Annotated in this window: 21 protein-coding genes; 8 read left to right on the top strand and 13 right to left on the bottom strand. The window is 67.2% G+C overall.

Going from position 1 to position 16814, the window contains the following annotated elements; genetic code table 11:
• The 8 genes from AAHG09_RS30340 to AAHG09_RS32015 all read left to right on the top strand — a co-directional run.
• Positions 1-343 (top strand): hypothetical protein (locus AAHG09_RS30340; protein ID WP_342111821.1); only part of this gene is annotated, 343 nt, incomplete at its 5' end.
• The gene (locus tag AAHG09_RS30335) at positions 340-1269 is read left to right on the top strand and encodes a DUF7146 domain-containing protein (protein ID WP_342111819.1); all 930 of its coding nucleotides are present in this window, start codon (positions 340-342) and stop codon (positions 1267-1269) included. The genes AAHG09_RS30340 and AAHG09_RS30335, both read left to right, overlap by 4 nt.
• Positions 1260-2861 (top strand): YfjI family protein, encoded by a 1602-nt coding sequence (locus AAHG09_RS30330; protein WP_342111816.1) that lies wholly within the window; start codon positions 1260-1262, stop codon positions 2859-2861. Before AAHG09_RS30335 ends, AAHG09_RS30330 begins: the two co-directional genes overlap by 10 nt.
• A gap of 754 nt (positions 2862-3615) precedes the next feature.
• Positions 3616-3876: a hypothetical protein gene (locus AAHG09_RS30325; RefSeq protein WP_342111814.1), complete on the top strand. Its 261-nt coding sequence runs from the start codon at positions 3616-3618 to the stop codon at positions 3874-3876.
• Between the two features lie 319 nt (positions 3877-4195).
• Positions 4196-4450, top strand: coding sequence for a hypothetical protein (locus tag AAHG09_RS30320; protein WP_342111813.1), 255 nt, complete (start codon positions 4196-4198; stop codon positions 4448-4450).
• Entirely contained in the window at positions 4447-4731 is a 285-nt protein-coding gene (locus AAHG09_RS30315) for a hypothetical protein (RefSeq protein WP_342111812.1), read from the top strand. Before AAHG09_RS30320 ends, AAHG09_RS30315 begins: the two co-directional genes overlap by 4 nt.
• Positions 4728-5081 (top strand): hypothetical protein, encoded by a 354-nt coding sequence (locus AAHG09_RS30310; RefSeq protein WP_342111810.1) that lies wholly within the window; start codon positions 4728-4730, stop codon positions 5079-5081. The genes AAHG09_RS30315 and AAHG09_RS30310 overlap by 4 nt, the downstream gene beginning before the upstream one ends.
• Before the next feature lie 21 nt (positions 5082-5102).
• Complete coding sequence (locus tag AAHG09_RS32015) at positions 5103-5678, top strand: helix-turn-helix domain-containing protein (protein ID WP_412760111.1); 576 nt, start codon at positions 5103-5105, stop codon at positions 5676-5678.
• 945 nt (positions 5679-6623) lie between these two features.
• On the opposite strand, the gene AAHG09_RS30305 is transcribed toward AAHG09_RS32015, so the two are convergent.
• From AAHG09_RS30305 to AAHG09_RS30245, 13 genes are all read right to left on the bottom strand, one after another.
• Positions 6624-6794, bottom strand: a complete 171-nt coding sequence (locus AAHG09_RS30305; RefSeq protein WP_342111808.1) for a hypothetical protein — start codon at positions 6792-6794, stop codon at positions 6624-6626.
• 16 nt (positions 6795-6810) lie between these two features.
• A complete protein-coding gene (locus AAHG09_RS30300; protein ID WP_342111807.1) occupies positions 6811-6990 on the bottom strand; it encodes a hypothetical protein in 180 nt (59 codons plus the stop codon).
• Positions 6926-7747 (bottom strand): hypothetical protein, encoded by an 822-nt coding sequence (locus AAHG09_RS30295; protein ID WP_342111806.1) that lies wholly within the window; start codon positions 7745-7747, stop codon positions 6926-6928. The genes AAHG09_RS30300 and AAHG09_RS30295 overlap by 65 nt, the downstream gene beginning before the upstream one ends.
• Complete coding sequence (locus tag AAHG09_RS30290) at positions 7744-8853, bottom strand: site-specific integrase (RefSeq protein ID WP_342111804.1); 1110 nt, start codon at positions 8851-8853, stop codon at positions 7744-7746. The genes AAHG09_RS30295 and AAHG09_RS30290 overlap by 4 nt, the downstream gene beginning before the upstream one ends.
• On the bottom strand, positions 8850-11213 hold the full coding sequence (locus tag AAHG09_RS30285) for a hypothetical protein (RefSeq protein WP_342111802.1): 2364 nt from the start codon (positions 11211-11213) through the stop codon (positions 8850-8852). Before AAHG09_RS30285 ends, AAHG09_RS30290 begins: the two co-directional genes overlap by 4 nt.
• 4 nt (positions 11214-11217) lie before the next feature.
• Positions 11218-11343: a hypothetical protein gene (locus AAHG09_RS30280; protein ID WP_342111801.1), complete on the bottom strand. Its 126-nt coding sequence runs from the start codon at positions 11341-11343 to the stop codon at positions 11218-11220.
• A 347-nt stretch (positions 11344-11690) separates the two neighbouring features.
• On the bottom strand, positions 11691-12080 hold the full coding sequence (locus AAHG09_RS30275) for a helix-turn-helix domain-containing protein (RefSeq protein ID WP_342111800.1): 390 nt from the start codon (positions 12078-12080) through the stop codon (positions 11691-11693).
• 129 nt (positions 12081-12209) lie between these two features.
• Complete coding sequence (locus AAHG09_RS30270; protein WP_342111799.1) at positions 12210-13082, bottom strand: DUF932 domain-containing protein; 873 nt, start codon at positions 13080-13082, stop codon at positions 12210-12212.
• A 206-nt stretch (positions 13083-13288) separates the two neighbouring features.
• A complete protein-coding gene (locus tag AAHG09_RS30265) occupies positions 13289-13537 on the bottom strand; it encodes a Rap1a/Tai family immunity protein (RefSeq protein ID WP_342111797.1) in 249 nt (82 codons plus the stop codon).
• Positions 13538-13665: 128 nt separating this feature from the next.
• On the bottom strand, positions 13666-13977 hold the full coding sequence (locus AAHG09_RS30260; protein WP_342111794.1) for a ribbon-helix-helix domain-containing protein: 312 nt from the start codon (positions 13975-13977) through the stop codon (positions 13666-13668).
• Positions 13974-14624: a ParA family protein gene (locus tag AAHG09_RS30255; protein WP_342111792.1), complete on the bottom strand. Its 651-nt coding sequence runs from the start codon at positions 14622-14624 to the stop codon at positions 13974-13976. Before AAHG09_RS30255 ends, AAHG09_RS30260 begins: the two co-directional genes overlap by 4 nt.
• A gap of 172 nt (positions 14625-14796) precedes the next feature.
• On the bottom strand, positions 14797-15030 hold the full coding sequence (locus AAHG09_RS30250; RefSeq protein ID WP_342111789.1) for a hypothetical protein: 234 nt from the start codon (positions 15028-15030) through the stop codon (positions 14797-14799).
• A 355-nt stretch (positions 15031-15385) separates the two neighbouring features.
• Positions 15386-16537, bottom strand: a complete 1152-nt coding sequence (locus tag AAHG09_RS30245; protein ID WP_342111786.1) for a transcriptional regulator — start codon at positions 16535-16537, stop codon at positions 15386-15388.
• Positions 16538-16814 lie beyond the last annotated feature (277 nt).

The raw sequence follows: 16814 nt of genomic DNA, 5'->3' as shown, positions 1-16814 counted from the left end.
GGCCGGCTCTGAGTTGTCCCGGCGCCGGGACAATTCGGGAGGCACCTCCCGATCTGAATTTTCTCGCCAGCGAGAAAGTTGTCGGCGCCGACAAGAACCGTGCGCCGGCGCACGCATCCGCCCGTTCGACGCCTACGCTTGGAAGCGAGCCTACACGCCGCGCCAGGAAGTCGAGCACCGCAAGCGCGTGCAGTTCTGCCTGAGCCGGCCGTGGTGCTTTAGCGCCAAGGAACGGGCGTTCCTGTCTGACATAGAGAAGCTGCGCGGCAACCTCACGATCCGACAGGGCGACTGGCTCGCCGCTCTGACGGATCGGCTTGAGCGGGAGCTGCACACGGCATGACTCTGAGCCTGCCTGAAATCGCTCGGGCGCTCGGCGGCCAGATCCGGGGCAACCGCGTGGTTGCTCCGGGTCCCGGTCACAGCCGCCGCGACCGCAGCATGTCCGTTCGCCTCGCCGAAGCGACAGACGGCTTTGTCGTCACGTCCTTTGCGGGCGACCCGTGGGAGACCTGCCGTGACTACGTTGCGGCACAACTCGGCCTTCCTGACGACCATTGGCGCCGGCCCCGAGATCTAGACCCGGTTGAGATCGAGCGCCGCGCCGAAGCCCGCCGCCGGGCCGAGGAACAGGAGCGCCGCGAGGCACAGAAGCGGCAGCGGCAGGCCGCCGAGATCTGGCGCAACACCCGGGATCCGCGGGGGTCGGTTGTCGAGGCCTACTTGAGCTCGCGCGGGCTGGCGTTGGTCGACGGGGCGCACGAGACCTTGCGCTTCGCCCCGGCCTGCCCTTGGGGGCTCGGCGAGACCGTTCCGGCCATGGTGGCGCCCCTGCGGGACATCTGCACGGGCGAGCTGCGCGGCGTTCATCGGACGGCCTTAGACCGCGAGGGCCGGAAGACCGGTCGGCGCATGCTCGGGGTCGCCGCCGGGTGCGCCATCATGCTTGATCCGCTCGCGAACGGCAGCGGCTTCCTGACGATCGGCGAGGGGATCGAGACGGTTTTGACCGCTCGGCAGCACCTTGGTCTTCGCCCCGCCTGGGCGCTCGGCAGTTCTGGCGGGGTCGCCTCCCTGCCAGCGCTTCCCGATGTCCATACCCTCGTTGTGCTGGGCGAAAACGACGTCAACGGCGCGAGCGAGAAGGCTTTCAACAGCGTCGGCACCCGGTGGCACGATGCCGGCCGCAATGCCGAGATCATCCGGCCGCCGGCCAACTGCAAAGACCTGAACGATACCGTCCGGAGGGACGTGCCCGCATGCCAGTGACAGCAGCCGAAGCCCTCGGGCGCATCCACCGCGAGACCTTCATCCCCCGTGGCGACCGCGGCGCCCCTCGCGGGCCTTCCGCAATCCCGACCGAACGCGACCGACTTGAGATCGCCCCGGCCCTTAGCGCGGCGCCGCCGTTCCCGATCGAGGCGCTGCCCCCCGTGATGCGGAGTGCCGTCGAGGCATTGGAACAGCACGTCCAAGCGCCCCGCAGCCTGTGCGCGCACAGCGTGCTTTCCGCGGCGATGCTGGTGTCTCAGGGGCTCGCCGATATCAAGGTTGAGGGTCTGCCGGCCGCGGTCCCCCTGAGCCTGTTCATGCTGGCAATCGCCGTGTCGGGCGAGCGCAAATCTGCCTGCGACACCCTTGCACTGCGGGCGGTCGCGGCCGAGGAAGCCCGACTGCGGATTGAATACGAGGAAGAGGATCGCCGGTTCAAAGCGGCTTGGGCCGCCTATGAGGCCGAGAAGAAGGCAGTCGAACGGGACAACAAGCTCGATAGAGCCGGTCGGGAAAGCCGTCTTTTGGCACTGCGCGAGCCAGTGCCCCCGGTAAATCCCATCATTCGCGCCGAGGAGCCGAACCTTGAAGGCCTGATAAACCTGCTGCGGAGCGGGCGGGCCAGCGTCGGGGTGTTCACGTCGGAGGCTGGGCAATTCCTCGGCGGGCACGGAATGGGGCCGGAGGCCCGAACCCGCACCGTCACCGGCCTGTCGAAGCTATGGGACAACGGGTCTGCGCAGCGTGTCCGCGCTGCCGAAGCTCAGACCTACGTCGGCCGGCGAGTCGGCATCAGCCTAGCCGCGCAGCCTCGGATCGCCTCAACGTTCATCGGGGACGAACTGGCGAACGATCAAGGCATCGTCGGCCGGTTCCTCGTGATGTACCCCGAGAGCCGGATTGGTTTCAGGGTCTTCCGTGCCACGAACCCGGGCACGGATAGGCGGATCTTGGATTTTCAGGATCAGTGCCGGCGCTGCTTGGACGTAGGCTTGCCCATCCGCGAGGGCACGCGCAACGAGCTGGCGCCCCCCGTCCTCAACCTCACCCCTGAGGCGTGGACGCTGTTCCGGCAGTTCGGCCAGTCGATCGAGGATGAGAACGGCCCTGGCAAGGTCTGGCGCCCGGTGTCATCGGCCGCCGGCAAGATCGCCGAGAACGTGGCGCGGATCGCCGGCATCCTGACCATTTTCGAGAACCCCGACGCGGCCCGGCCAAGCCGAGCGGGCGGGGCCGATCGCAGCCTAGACATCGCCGTGACGGCCGAGACCATGGCCGCCGCCATCGCGATCGGGACGTTCTACCTGCGGGAAGCTCTACGGCTCACCGGGCACGCGATCTTGGACCCCGAGATCCGCGCGCAAAACGATCTCGCGGATTGGCTGATCGAGAAGGTGAAGCCGGGCAACCTGACTTCCCCGAGCCTGATCCAAAAACTGACGGCCAGCCATCTCCGATCCGACGCCGCGACCCTGCGGAAGCGCCTTGAGGCTCTGGTCTCATTCGGGCGCCTTGAGCCCGCCGGCCGGCAGGAGATCGACGGCAAAGCATACCGCGAGACCTACCGAGTCACCGGGGAGGCCGCTTAGCGATGACGGATCTGCCTCTGTTCGATCCCTACAAGGCGCTTGCGGAGATCCGCCGAAATGCGGCCCGCGAGGTAGGGAAATCGCTCCCAAAAGAACTTCCGCAAAAACTTCCGCAAGCACCTGCGGAAGCAATTCCCGTTATAGATCATAGGGTTAAGCTTACTTCCGCAGCTTCCGCAACTTCCGCAGGGGGTCCCGACGCACACACTCCCCCCCGTGCGCGTATAAAAGAAAGAAAAGAAGAAAATAATATATATATATCAATGACTTACGCGGGGGGTGGGGGCCAGGGCCAGGGTCCGGCCGTGCGCGGGGGTGTGGGGCCTGCGGAAGTTGCGGAAGCTGCGGAAGTTTCACTAAGCCATTCAGAACAAAGCAAAAAGCCCAAAATCGCGGTTGCGGAAGTTTTAGGGGGCGAGCTGCGGAAGTGGCATTCTGGCCTCTCGGCCCTGTCCGCGGACAGCCCGCCGTGCCCCGGCTATCGCCTAGACGAGTGGCCCCGCGTCCTGTCTCGGGCGCTCGCCTTCCTCGACACGTTCGGGCCGCAGGCCGAGGCGTTGGGCTGGACGGCAAGCCGGCTGTTCGGTGTGCATGCAGTCGCCGGCATCGTGAGAACCGACGCCTGCGGGGCGCTTGTCCTGCCGATCAGCGGCCCGGTCCGCGCCATCACGGCGACAGAGGTCCGGTTCGGGCACCTGACGCACCGCACGAAGCCCGGGCAGCCGGCCGGCGTGCCGTGGTGGGAGTTCGGCCGATGATCGCAAGCAGCGAGGCATGGGGGCCGTTCCGCGCCGACATCGACCCGGCCGAGCGCAAGGCGCGGTTGAGGTGCCTGCGCAGCATCGTCCACCTGTCCACCGGGCCGCGCGGTCAGGCTCTCGCGGATCTGCTGCTGCGCGCCGAGCAGGATGCCGGACTGCTGCCGTCCGCCCTCGCGGCCCTGTCCGACCTGGATGCGCTGGATAAGCGGCGCGTCTGGTCCTCGTACCTCGCCCTGAACCGTACCGCCGCCTGAGGAGCCGCTATGCAGCCCCCGACTTCCCGCCCCTCTATCATGGGGACCGTTGTCGAGTTCCCCCGCGAGCGTTGGCGCCACAAGGCCACTGGTGTCCGCGTCGCCTACTTCGAAGGCCGTTGGTGCATCGAACGGCTCGCCGTCGGCTTTGTCACGGATCGCAGGTTCATGCCGGCGCAGTCCGACGCGGAGCGCATCGCCCGTCGCATCGCCCGACGAGACAAGGTTCCGTTGCTCACGGCGCGCAGGAGCCGCCCGCGCCCTTGGCCGAGCTTCCACCAGCACACCCCTGACACAGCAGCCTGAGGAGCCTGAGACCATGCCCGCCATCGACATTGACGATATTTGGTTCCGGGCGAACCCGGATCGGGAATACCGCCTGCGCCGTCAGACGCCGGCCGAGCTTGAGAAATGGCCTGTCCCGCCCGGCTACGGCTTCACCGGCTGGTGCATCATTCGCCGCGCCGATCGGGCCGTGGAACTGTTCGCCATCGCCGAGGGCGCGACGTGGGACGATTATGATTTCGAGATGAGCCAATTCTTCAACGAGCTGCGCGCGGGAGAGGCCGCATGACCGCCGCACTCGCCCCCGAGACCGTCACGCCCGCCGCGGTTCTCGCCCTTCTCTCGGGCATCGAGCGGCACGGCGACACCGCGCCCGCGGCCATCGCCTTCCGGCAGGCCCTACGCCGCAAGGGCGTCGAGGCGGATCAGGCCGGCGGCCTCGCGTCCCTGGACGGGCTGATAGACGCCGTGGCTGACGACGACCCAACCCGGGCCAACGCCCGCTTGGTGATCCTGAACGCCGTGTGGGGCGAGCTGCTGCCGGACCTTACCGAGAGGAAAAGCCGATGACCCCGCGCGAGGCAAAGGCATTCGCCGCAGGCGTTGAGGCCGCACGGCAGGCCGCTTTAGCCGCCGCCGTGATGATCGAAACCAGGGCCGACGCCAACGAGATCCGCCAGCAGGCCGCAGCCGCCGCGTTGCAGGGCCTCGCCGCAGGTCTGCGCGCCGCATTCCTCGACAGCCAGGCCGAGCCTGATCCGATCCGCCGTGCCTTCGCAGCCATCGCGGCCGACCTGAGCGACAGCGGCACCATCGAGTGCCCGACTTGCAAGGGCCGGCTCGCTTGGATCCGCGACAGCCACAACGGCCACGTTCACGGGCAATGTGAGACGGAGGGCTGTCTCAGGTGGATGCAATAGGGGAGCGACGGCGTGCGCTACATGGGCGGATGTACCGAGTGCTTCACGGTGTGGTGGGGATGCCGATGCCCCCTGCGGTGCGAGGAATGCGGTTGCGGCTACCGGGCGGACGGCGCCAGCACATGCGGAACGCCCGGGTGCGCAGCCGGTCAACGTCGGGTCAACGCGATCCTGGCCGAGTGGGAACGGCGACGAGAGGCCGAGAGGGCGACCGCCATTCAATGCGCCGCGTTGCAGCCGGCCGAGCCCGAGACGACATCTCAATCCGTCCCCCCATCGGACCCCGAGGCGCCGGGCGCGCAAAGGGGGTCGCAGAACGCTCCCCCCTCACCAGCGGACGAAGGTGGGGCCGTGACGACCCCTCCCGCATCTCGGCCGAGAGCTCGACGCCAACCCGCGGCGAAAGTCCATGCCGACCGGCGCACCCCTCAGCCGAGCAAGCCCGCGCATCGCCCCGTGGCCGAGCGCCGCGCCGCCGTCGAGGCGCTGCTTGCGGAAGGGCTCTCGGATCGGGAGATCGCCCGGCGGGCCGGTGTCTCGCCCTCAACGGTGTCTGCCGTCAGGAAGGGCCAGGAAAGCGCCAAATTTGGCGCGTGAGCGGCATTGTCGAATTTTGCGGGCAAGGCACTGGTTTTCAGCCGGAGGCCTCCCTAGGCCAAATCTGACGAACCGAGTCCGGCATGGGCAGTCCCTATGCCGATCTGCCTCGCAATGACTGCCTTGGAAAACTCAGCGCCCGTCCGGCCTGCGCATCGCGTACCGTGCGCTAAACCCCGCCCTTGGCATTGCTACTCATTGCTACTTTAGCGAAGGGCAGCCCTCGCGCGCGTGCGCGTATTGCTCCCGAAACCCGCACTGAAACCAACAGGAGCCGCCCGCCCGCAGGTTCAACAATCTTCAACACGCTCGCCGCGGGTGCCCTGTTATCCGCCGTTTTTTTATTCGGGATCCATCCGCGCGAGCCTTTGAATTCCCTTGATTGTTTTCAAGTTGGGGTGGCCTGCCGTATGCCCTTTTGGAGTGTGCGGCTTCGCCCATTTTGGACACCCGGCATGCTATCGGCCGAGATGATCCAAGCGGCTGATCTGCAATGGCTTTGCGGACTCTATGGCCTTTGAGCTGCCTCACGCGCCGGGCGCGTACTGCTTGCGAAACTCCGGCCGGGCGCTGGGGAAGGTCAACAAAGGTCAACGGGCCGTGCCGCCTACGGTCCTACCTCAAAGCGCCAACGAGACCGGCACGAACCCCCAACGAACCCCCTGCATTCCGCCGACAACGAAGCGCAGAAGCGGTCCGCGACCATAACAAATCACAACAGGCCGGGCCTCGCGTGCACCCGCGATACGGCTTCCGAAAACTAAAGGGGGTGGCGGATTAACACCCCCTTCGGTCTCGCGCGGACTACCTCCGAAAACTCAATAGGGCTGCATGCCGCCACTCTCTAAACCGCTCTACTTTAGAGGGCTCGCGTGCGCGTAGAATGTGGAAACCGGACTGGAAACCGGCGCGTGGCAGCGCCGTCCAATCTGATATCCGTTGATATTATTTCAGTCCGGCCGCGTCCTTCGGCTTCGTCTTAGCCTCTGCTTTCGGCGGGATGAGCGTTGCGCCCTCCCCATCCCAGACAAAACGTTCATGGCGGATCGGCGGGCTTCCATTCGGCTCATCCCGAGACGGCGCCTTGTCCTCGCCCGCCTGCTTGGCTGCTGTCATTGGCATAGGCCTCCCCTCAGATCGGCAACAGCTTCTCAAGCTCGCGCCATTCCGCGAAGATCTCCCGCACGCGCCGTCGCTCGGCCATGGCTTCTTGCGTCCGCAGGCCGTGCCGATAGCGTCCGTTCCGGCTACCCCTCGGCGCTCCGCTTCCGGCCGCGCCGCCGTGCTTGTGGCACCGGGCCTTTCCCTTCACTGCCGGCGATTGGCAGGGTGTCCCGGCCCGCGTCTTGGCACAACATCGAGGCGTCAGCCTGAAAGGCGAAGGCTGCCGGTCCAGTGAGTGCATGGGCTTGATGTCCATTTTCGATCTCTCCCCCCTGCCCCCGGGGCGCCCCAGATGTGACGTTGCCAACGATCGCTTGTCCGCCCGGGTAGACGTGAACGTGCTTCACGACGACCTCTTGGGATCCACCGCGCCGGAGCTTCGCGAGCGCTTCCGTCTGCGCGGTGAACGTCCTCAGGAGCTTGGTGGCGAGGGTGCCGTACCGCTCTAGGTGGCCGGTATCGTTCGCCAGCTTGGCACGGGTCAGCATCTCCATTGCGACTTCGTGGACGCCGACCATCTGCACGGCCAGCATTGCTTCCATCTCGTTTTGCGGGGCGATGCCGCCGATCGCGGCGAGGCTCATATTGAAGGCTGTATCGCCCGGAAGTTCCTCACCGCGAGACCGCATGACGGCGGCTAAGCGCCCGATGCCATGCTCTGCAAAATCTGCGGAGGCGGTTCCGAATGTGTCGAGGGTATGGAGCAGTTGCCCGGCCGCGTCGCTGTGTTCTGCTTTTAGCCGGAGCGTCCGGCCCCCTTCCGGTTGCTTGTCATAGATTAGGGGCTCGGAACGCGCTTTGTATTTCTTAGCTGCTGCCCTGAATGCCCGCTGCTCCCGCTCTGTCGGGTCGCGCTTTGCTGGGACAACCGCCGTCTGATCTTTCGCCGACTTGGGCTTGGTCATAGGAAGCCGCTCCCCGAGTGTCCCTTGAAGGCATTGGCGCGGCGGATGTAGCCGACCACGGTCCGCGGATCACGGTGGCCCGACTGATCCATGATGCGGGCGAGATCCGCGCCCCGCTCGGCCGCCGTAGTGATGTAGCCGGCCCGCAAGCTGTGCGCCCCGAAGGTCGACGCATCGAGGCCGGCAGCGGTGCAGTAGCGCTTGATGATGTCAGCCACGGCCTGCGTCGTGAGGCGGGGAGGCTTTACGTCAGACTGACGTAAAGGTGCGGAGCCGATGGCCTCCCCCGTGGGGTGGTGAAACGCCACCCCATCCTCAGAGGGGTGGGTGCTCAACACCCCCTCCTCGCCCCCCTGTGCAGATTTGCGCACCCTGCCCGACCGCGAGATTGGGCGGAATACAGGCCCCGAGACGATGCCGGCCGCGTCGAGCCATTCGCGCACCAGGGCGACGGGGCGGATGAACCGGCCATGCGGGATCGCCTTCTCAAAGCCCCTGCCCTCTTGGTCGACCTTGGACCGGCGGACCATGACGCGCAGGCCTTCCGGATCCTCACGCAGATCCTCGACATTGAGGGCCACCAATTCGCTCCGGCGGAACGCACCCGCGAAGCCGAGCGCCAGCAAGGCCCGATCCCGCTTGCCCGTCAGGGTGTCGGGGGTCCGCATCAGGAGCGCCGCCAGGACATCGGCGGTCGCGGCGGCCTTCTGTGTCGGGGCGACGCCGACCTTGCGCCGGGCTCCTCGGATCGCGGCCCGCACCCCTTCATCGTCTGTCGGATCTGCGACGCCGGCCAGCTTGTGCGCGTACCGGATCGCGGCGAGGCGCCGGCCGAGAGTGGATGCGGCGCGGCTTGCCTCCGCTTCCGAGACGATGAACGCGGCCACGGCCTCGGGGCTCGCCGGCAGGGACCGGAAGCCGAACCGGGCGCACCAGTCCTGAAACACCCGGGCGTCGGACGTGTAGGCCCGCACGGTCGCATCCGACTTGCTCGCGCGTTGATAGGCGCGGACTATTGCGGCGGCCTCGGCCGGTAGGTTGTTTCCATGATCGGAAAGAACCTCGGCCGGGAGTTTCGCGACTTCCTCGTAAAACTCCGTGGTCATGGCTCAACAGCCTCGGCGAGATCCGCCGCGATCTCAGCGACACCACCTGTCCAAGCCTTGTCTGAATTGGACGAGACCCAACCCGAGACCGCGCCGGCCAACGCCACCGGGCCCGGCAGATCAATCGCGGCGAGCGCATCCGCGACCTGCTCGTCTATCTTGGCCTCGCGCAGCACCCGTGCCGTGATGCGCTGCTCAACCTGCTCAGCCAACTGGCGCTTGGCCTCGTCCGTGATGACGGCGGTTGGCGGGATCACCTTGCCGACCCCGTGGGCCTGCATCTTCCCGTCCAGCCACGCAATGAGCTGCGGCGTCGTCATCTCGTTCAGCTCGACGCGCTGCGTTTGAAGCCAGTTCGTCCAGCGCGCGCCATCCTGACGGGTCTGCACATAGTCGGCGACAGCCTTACTCCGATCCGACGCCTCGACGCTCTCAGGGCTCAAGCCCATCCCGAGGGCTTCCCACGGATCCAGGCCGAGATTGATGACCTCGACCCGGCGCGCACCGCGGGCCTTGGTCTCGTGCAAGAGGGTCTGAAAGATCATTGTGCCGAAGGCGTCGGCATCATGGACACAGAACACCCGGATCGGCTCGTCGCCTTCACCGAGCAGATCAAGAAGATCGCGCACCGCGCGGGTGGTGAACCCCTTAGACGTGACGAGCGCGCAGTCGTGCCGCTCCGGCCAGCGGGCGGCCTTCAGCGCCTCAAAGAACCCTTCCTTTTCGAGGTAGAGGATCTGCCCAAAGGTCCAAGCAGGGCGCTCGTACTGTTCGACCGCCAGCGTGCCGAGGCTGATGTCTTGACCTAAATGCGGATGGTAGAGCGTACCTCTCGGATCCCGATACATGCCCGGGATATCCTCGTTCTCAGCCTCATAGTCCGTGACGATCTTGCAGAAGTTCTCCCAGGACGGCTCCTTGCCCGTCACCCCGATCACGATGGGGCGCAGGACGTAGAATAGCTGCCGCTGGTTGAAGCGGTACTGACCGTCGCCGCTCGCCTTCGCTACGGCCGCGTCGAGGTTGCGCAGGATGATGTCTTTGTGCGTCGTGCCGGCGGCGACCGCCGAAGGCTGGCGGGGCATGGCCCCACGGGCGCGCCGGGCCGCCTGCTCGATGGCCGCGATGATCTCCAGGACGAACGGCGAAAGGTCCGGCTCCTTCCCGTCCGTCGTGACCGGGCACCAAGGCGTGGTGAGGTTGACGGATATGGAGTAGCGGCCGGGCGCGATGCGATTGCAGCGGTGGTGGAGCCCGCAGCCCGAAAGGACCAACTCGCCCTTGCTCCGCCAAGCCTCGATGTTCGCGACGGCCGGCGTGCGGTTCACGCTCATGTTCACGTCGATCTCGTCGCCGCCCTCGTCCCGGCGTTCTGCCGTAGCCCACGCCTCAATCACGAACGGGATCTCTGCCTTCGGCTCGCGGCCCCCGATCGTGGCCTGTCCCCGCTGGATCGCATACGAGATGGCTGAGCTATTCATGCGCCCCACGTGGCCGAGACGCGCGGGACTGACGGGGCGGGCTTCATACCGGGCGACCGTCAGCAGTTCACGAGCCTGATCCCGAGAGAGGGAGCGGCATGGTGCGCCCCTGAACGCCTTCGTGATCCGCCCGGCCTTCGCCCCGGTGCAACCGTCCAGCCGTTCGATGAACTCGCGCAACAGCCGGTCGCCTGCACCCTGCAGAAGGTCCCAGAACGCGTCAGCGTCGTACCACCATGGCGACGGCTTGCCCGTGTAAGCCTCGCCCCCGCCAGCCATGGTGATGGCGAACTGCGCCCACTCAAGGGTATGGGGGTCGACCGGTAGCGCCGGCCCGAATGCGATCTCGACCGTCGTCCCTTTGAACGCCTCGACGGGCTCGACACGCTCGATCGCCGTGGACCCGTCCGCCTGCGGGACGAGGGTCAGCCGGCGCCCGCGCGTCGTGACCACCAACGTGCCGTCCGACGCCGCGACCGCGCCGACGACGACGCGCAGGCCGTTGCCCATCGCCCCTCGGCTTGGGAGGCGCCAGAGCTTTGACGAAACCAACGGCCGGTTCACACTGAACAGCCGCGCTACGGCCTCAGGGCCGCCCTCGATCCCTTTGCCGTCATCTTGGACCACATAGCGGCCAGGAGCGACCATCGTCGCGGTAACGGTACGCGCGCCGCTATCAAGGGCGTTGTCGGCCAGTTCCTTGAGGACGAGCCGGCGCAGCAACTGCTTCCGGACACCGGCCTTCTGCGCGAGGGTGTCGGCCGAGCGGAACAGCGTCCAGTCCGGCCGCTCGAATTGAAATTCGGCGGATTTCGACGGGTCCGGTTGGCTAGCTAACCGCGGGTCCGAAATGGCGCCATTCTTCAACGGGTCGGCCATGGCCTCAGCTCTCCGGTCCCGAATAGGCGTCGGCTTCGGTCCGCCCCATCTGCACGGCCAGCTCATCCCGCCAGCCGGCCGGCAGGGCGTGCCCCCGCATCCTGGCCCGCGCCTCGACGGCGTTGAGCACCCGTTGCCAGTGCTCCGGGGCGAGCTGCCACGGCGCGCATGTCAGGCCGAGATTGCGGACAGCGCTCGACGCGGCGTCTCGCAGCGGGGCGAACGCGTCTGCGGGGGGAAATAGCCGAGGCTTCATTTCTTTACGGCCCTTTCGGTCCGCCTCGCCTGAAACTTTCGAGAATGACCCTTATCGCAAGTTACAGCATGGATGCATCGGGAGCAAGCCCGCGAGCTAACTTGATAGCAAGCAATCCAGACCGCGAGCCCGCAGGACCGCACGGGAGCATGATGCCGGTATCCCAAGCTCGCGAGATGCCGAGCCCGCCAGTCCCCCAAGATCGCAGGATTGAGAGACCGCTACCCCTCGGGGGTGTCGACGGCCGGCATGGCCCCGGCCTCCCCCGTGGTGGGCACCGTGACCACGGCCGGGCCGAGTCGGAGGGAGGCGGACCGCCAGTCGAACTCAACCCCGAGCGCCACGGCGGCGCACGCGAGCCGGTAGGTATGAAGGGCGCGCGGCGTGACGAGCTTGTCGGCATCGAACCGACCCGCCTCATAGGCCGCGATCGTGCGTTCCGAGTACCCCGTCAGTTCGGCCAGCTTCGGCCGGGACAGCCCCATTGAGATCCGCCAATCCCGCGCCGCCGCCCCCTCGGCCTTGACGTCCTCGGCCATCGCGACGCGGTGCCGAGCCTTATCGATGTCGTCTTTCAACCGGGAGAGGATCTGCTTGCTGTTCGCGGCCATGGACGGTCCCTCGGGCTGGCGGTAGATCGGGAGGGTTCGCGCGGCTCGGCGCTTCCTCGTGGCGGGCGGTACGGGCAAAGGCCCCGGTGCTGGACACACCGGGGCCATCCTATGTTCGGGGCCGGGCGGTTAGGCGGCCTTCAGTTCGGCCATCCGCTCCGACAGGACCCAGAGCGCCCGGTTCAGCGTCACATTGCCGTCGATCCCGTTGACGGGGCGCGTGGAGCGCCGCGAGGCCGCGCGGGTCTCGGCGTTGCGGTGGATGTAGTCGAGGCCGCCTTGCGTCAGGTTTTCCTGAGCGCGGTTGAAGGTCCGCCAGAGATCGGACCCGGCATCGGCCGAACGGCGCGGGGCGTTCACCTGACGCGGGGTCACGGGCGACGCCTCGCCGGCGAACCGGAGCGCGGACGCGGCCTCGGCGAAGGCTTCCTGTTCGGCCGGGCGAAGGTCGATGCGGCGCATCTCAGCGACCCGCCGGTCAATCTCGGCGCCCGTGTCGATGACACGATAGGCACCCTCGATCACCTGCTGGACGATATCGCCCTTGTGCGGGATCCGGATCGCATGGGCCTCGCCCTCGGCGACCACCAGACCGTTGCTGCACACCATGCGGAACAGGCCGCTCATGAGCTGGTACGACGACGTGCCATCGTGGCTGTTGAGCAGGATCACTTCCCGCTGGCTGTCGCCGACGAGCGCGGTGCCCTCCCGGCGCAGCCGCAGAAGGTGCTTGGTGAACCCGCGCTTGTCCGCGTCGCGCGAGCCGCCCTGCCGAACCTCGAAGGCGTGGAACCCCTCCCGGGCGAGGCCGCGCAGAACCTCGACGGTCGGGATGTGGGTGTAGCGCTCGCTGCGGCTGGCGTGCTTGCTCTCGGCGAACACGGACGGGGCGACGTTCTGGATCTGGCTCTCGGCCAGGGCGCGATCGGAGCGGACGATGGTCGCGCCAGCGCCGAACCGGGCGATGCGGGCGGACTGGATCGTGCGGACATCATGGAACATTGGGGTTTCTCCTCGTGGCGCCGCTCTGGACAGCGGCGGCTAGCTCGGCACCAGTTGCCGGGCACAAGGATGATTTACGGCACCTGTTGCAGGCCGTCAAGCACCTGTTGCAAGATTTTCACTCGTGAGGCTGCACTAGGTGCAACAAACCGCATCGGGCGCTATCAAGCTACCAAGCCCCCTAGACCGCTCCATAGCATCGGCCCTCACTCGGCCGGGCATCCGAACGCCGCGCCGAACGCCAGTTCCAGGACGTAGCTCGGGTGCCGATCCCACAACTCGGGGTGCGCCTCGATGAACTGGCGGCCAACGGCCATCACCTGTTCCACCCCGACCCCGGGGCTCGGGCATATCTCACGCGACATCGACATGCGGTCGAAGGCCGCCAGGATGTAGCCGGTACAGAAGTTGGCCCCAAGCGGGTTCTTGCCCTCCCGGCAGATGGTCGCCAGCACTGACGTAGTGGCCGTGCTCAGGACATACGGCCGCTGCGTCGGGGCCGCTCTCGCCGGCAGGCTCAAGGCTATGGCAACGAGCGCCCCTGCCGCCCGCGCCGTGATAGCTCGCAAGCTCGGGATCGTGCTCACTTGCTATGCCGCGCCACGAAATCGCGGATCGCTTCCTCGCATATGTCTTGGATCGTGCGCTCTTGCTCGGCCGCGATGACCTTGAGGCGCCTGCGGGTCGCCGGGTCTATCCGCGTGAGGATCTGCACCCGGGCATCGGCCTTGGCCTTCACGGTCGCCGCCGCGGTCGACCCGGGGCCGGACCCCGCCGCCGCCGGCTCGGCCGACTCCACGGGTTCACTGACACCGTTACCGGTGACGGCCGGCGGATCCTTCCGGGCGAACCGGCCCGTCAGGCTGTTCAGGGCAGGGCGTGCGGGCTTGCTCATCGTGCCTTCCCTTCGGCGGACAGCGCCGCCTCGACTTCCTGCCAAAGCGCGGCGACCTCGGCCGCGGCCTTCCCGTCCGGTTCGTGTTCGTTGACCGTGGAGCCCGTCAGGATGGCGTGAGACATGGCAACCCGGTTCGCGAGGGCGGTTGCCGCCACGGTCGCCCCCATCTCAATCAGGGCCGCCCGCGCCTCGGCGACGATCGACGGCTCGGCCGACCCCGTGCGGGCCGGGCAATGGTTCAGGACGGCCAGAGGCGCCTTGCCGATCCGCTTCGCGAGATCCAACGTCGAGGCGACGGCGGCCAAGTCGAGCGGCCCCGGCCGGGTCGGGACCAACACGAGATCGGCCGCCCGCATGGCCCCTAGAATGCTGTCCTCGGCGTGCGGCGGGGTGTCGATGATGATCCGGCCGAACCCCTCGCGGCGGGCCGCCTCGACAAGCTCCGGCAGCTCGCGCGCATCCGCCTCGATCAGCTTCGGCTCATCCGGCCCACGGATCTGATGCCACCATGTGAGCGACCGTTGCGGGTCTATATCGAGCAACAAGGCAGGGCGGTCAGCCTGCGCCGCCAGGACGGATAGGTGCATCGCGAGCGTGGATTTCCCGACGCCGCCTTTTCTCGACGTGATCGCGATGACCTGCACACTCGCCCCCGTTCGATGCGATCAAGCTGGGCAGCAATCGAGCCCGCGAGGGATCCTGTCAACGAGTCCCCGAGCCCGCAGGATCGCCCGGCATCATGCCAGCGTGATCCCGCGGTATCAGGTTGCGCAGATCGCTTGATAGCAAGTTAACCGGCGAGGCGGGGCCCGCTGCTTACGTGTGGGAGCGCTTGGGGCGCCCGCGATCCTCGGCCATTACCTCGCGGCAAATCTCAAGGATCGTATCCTCTCCCATCAACGGCCCCATGCCGCCGATCGCCTTGCGAATGTCGGCCTTGAGCATGGCGGCGGCGCCGGCAAGCGCCTCGGCATCGAGGGCGAGGCGTTCCCGCGAGACGAAGCAGTCGGGCGCGATTTGGACAAAAGAGCGGAGGGATTGGGAGCGCATGGCCTGTTCCATAGCGAAGCGCGCGCCGTGGAGGCGCGCGGGCGCAAAAGAGTGGGAAGGGTGTCGCGGCTCGCTTTTGACCCGCTGGCGCTGACCCGGTGCCGCAATGGCGATGGGTGCTCTGGCTCTGGGGCGCTACGGGCGAGAACCGGCCACGCGCGACACAGACAAGATGCGCCGACAGAGCCTCAGAGACAAGCCCCGTCCTGATATCATGATCCCGAGCAAGCGAGATCCCGAGATGGCGAGCAATGGCAACCGAACCCTGCAGAGCGACGAGCGGCGGCCCGAGTTGGCCCGCGTTGTTCCCGCCTGACGGCGGACGGCTTCGCCGTCGCGATGGTGACAAAGGATTTCAGGCAGCAAGCCACGTCATCAGGTTGGCGGCTGCGCTCCGGCTCAGACCGAAGCGGCCCTGCAGCGCATTGGCGAGCTGCGGCCGGCTGATACCGATCTGACGGGCGACCGCCTCTTGCGTCATCTGCCGGACCCGCTGCGCGTCGCGGACTGCGCGCACGAGATCGTCAGGCAGGACACCTCCGGCATAATCCGTGAGCACGTCGTTGAAGTGCCTCCACTCCCCGCCGCCGAGCATGTCGGGGTGCTCGGAAACGCCCCCTTCCGGTAGAGGCAGCGCGACGGCACGACCGGGCGGGGCTGCCCTCGGCTTGCCTCTGGGCGCATGCCCGACAGCGCCGACGCTTGGGCTCGGGCGGGCGGATCTCGCTGGACCCGGAACGATCTGTTCTGCGACGTGAGACCGGCCCGTCACGGGCTTAAGATGCTTCGCATCTGCTGCCGACGAAACAGTCTCACGGTCCCGGATCTGGGCTGGCAGGGTGCCGGCTTGCTGCTTCCGGAAGTAGGTCGCCCGGCTCATACCGAGAGCGACCCACGGCTCTAGCGCGGCCTTCGACTGCTCCCGGGGTGTGGCCCCCTTGGCGATCCGGCGGGCCTTCGCCTTCTCTGCCTCCCGAGCCCGCTGATAGGCTGCGAACTTCCGGGGCGTCATGCCGGCCGGGCGCATGCGCGTGATCCGCGCCCGCTCCCGTTCGTCTACCGTCAGGCGCAGCAGGTCGCCCAACGCCTGAGCGGACCACCAGAGCCGTTGCCGCCCGTCGCGCTCTCGGGCCTCGGCGATGCCCTCACGGATGGCGACGCGGCCGAGACGAGGGACGACGACCCGGCACCAATCGGCAACGCGGTCCTCAAGATCCTCGGCCAGGGGACCGCCGGCCTTGGCGATGAGCCAAGGGAGGGCGGCCCGCAGGTAGGCTTCTCCATCGTCTGTATCGCATGGGCCGCGGTGTCGAAGCTGGATTAGGTCGCCGATCTCGCAGAGGGTCTGACGGTCGCCCGTCCAATTCGAGCGGCGGTTGCGAGGCGCCCGGATCTTCCGCTCAAGAGCGACGGCTTGGCTCTGCGCCCTAGCCCGTTCCACCACCTCGGCTGCCATCTTGTCAAAGATGTCGAACATCCTCGGCGGTTCGGGATCCCGGCGACCCATCAGGCGGCCTCAAGCTTAAGGCTGAGCTGCACCGGCTTTCGGTAAGGCGCCTGGGCGAGGGCGGAAGGGCGCTGCGCGTCGAGCAACCGCCGGGTGTGGTTGATGAGTGAGACTAATTCGTCGTGGCCCGTAAACCCGCGTTCGAACCATAAGTGAGCGCCGATCGCTTCATCCGAGACGTAGGCCCCGCCGTGCGCGTCGCTTCGCCGGCCGAGAACATCGGCGGCAGTCTGAGCGATGGAACGGGCTAGAGCGTCCTGCACGCGGGCCTCTCGGC

It is taken from the genome of Methylobacterium guangdongense, assembly GCF_038442355.1.
GTDB classification, from domain to species: Bacteria; Pseudomonadota; Alphaproteobacteria; order Rhizobiales; family Beijerinckiaceae; genus Methylobacterium; species Methylobacterium guangdongense.
Note: the sequence above shows the minus strand (reverse complement) of the source record. Positions and strands in the feature narration are given on the sequence as shown.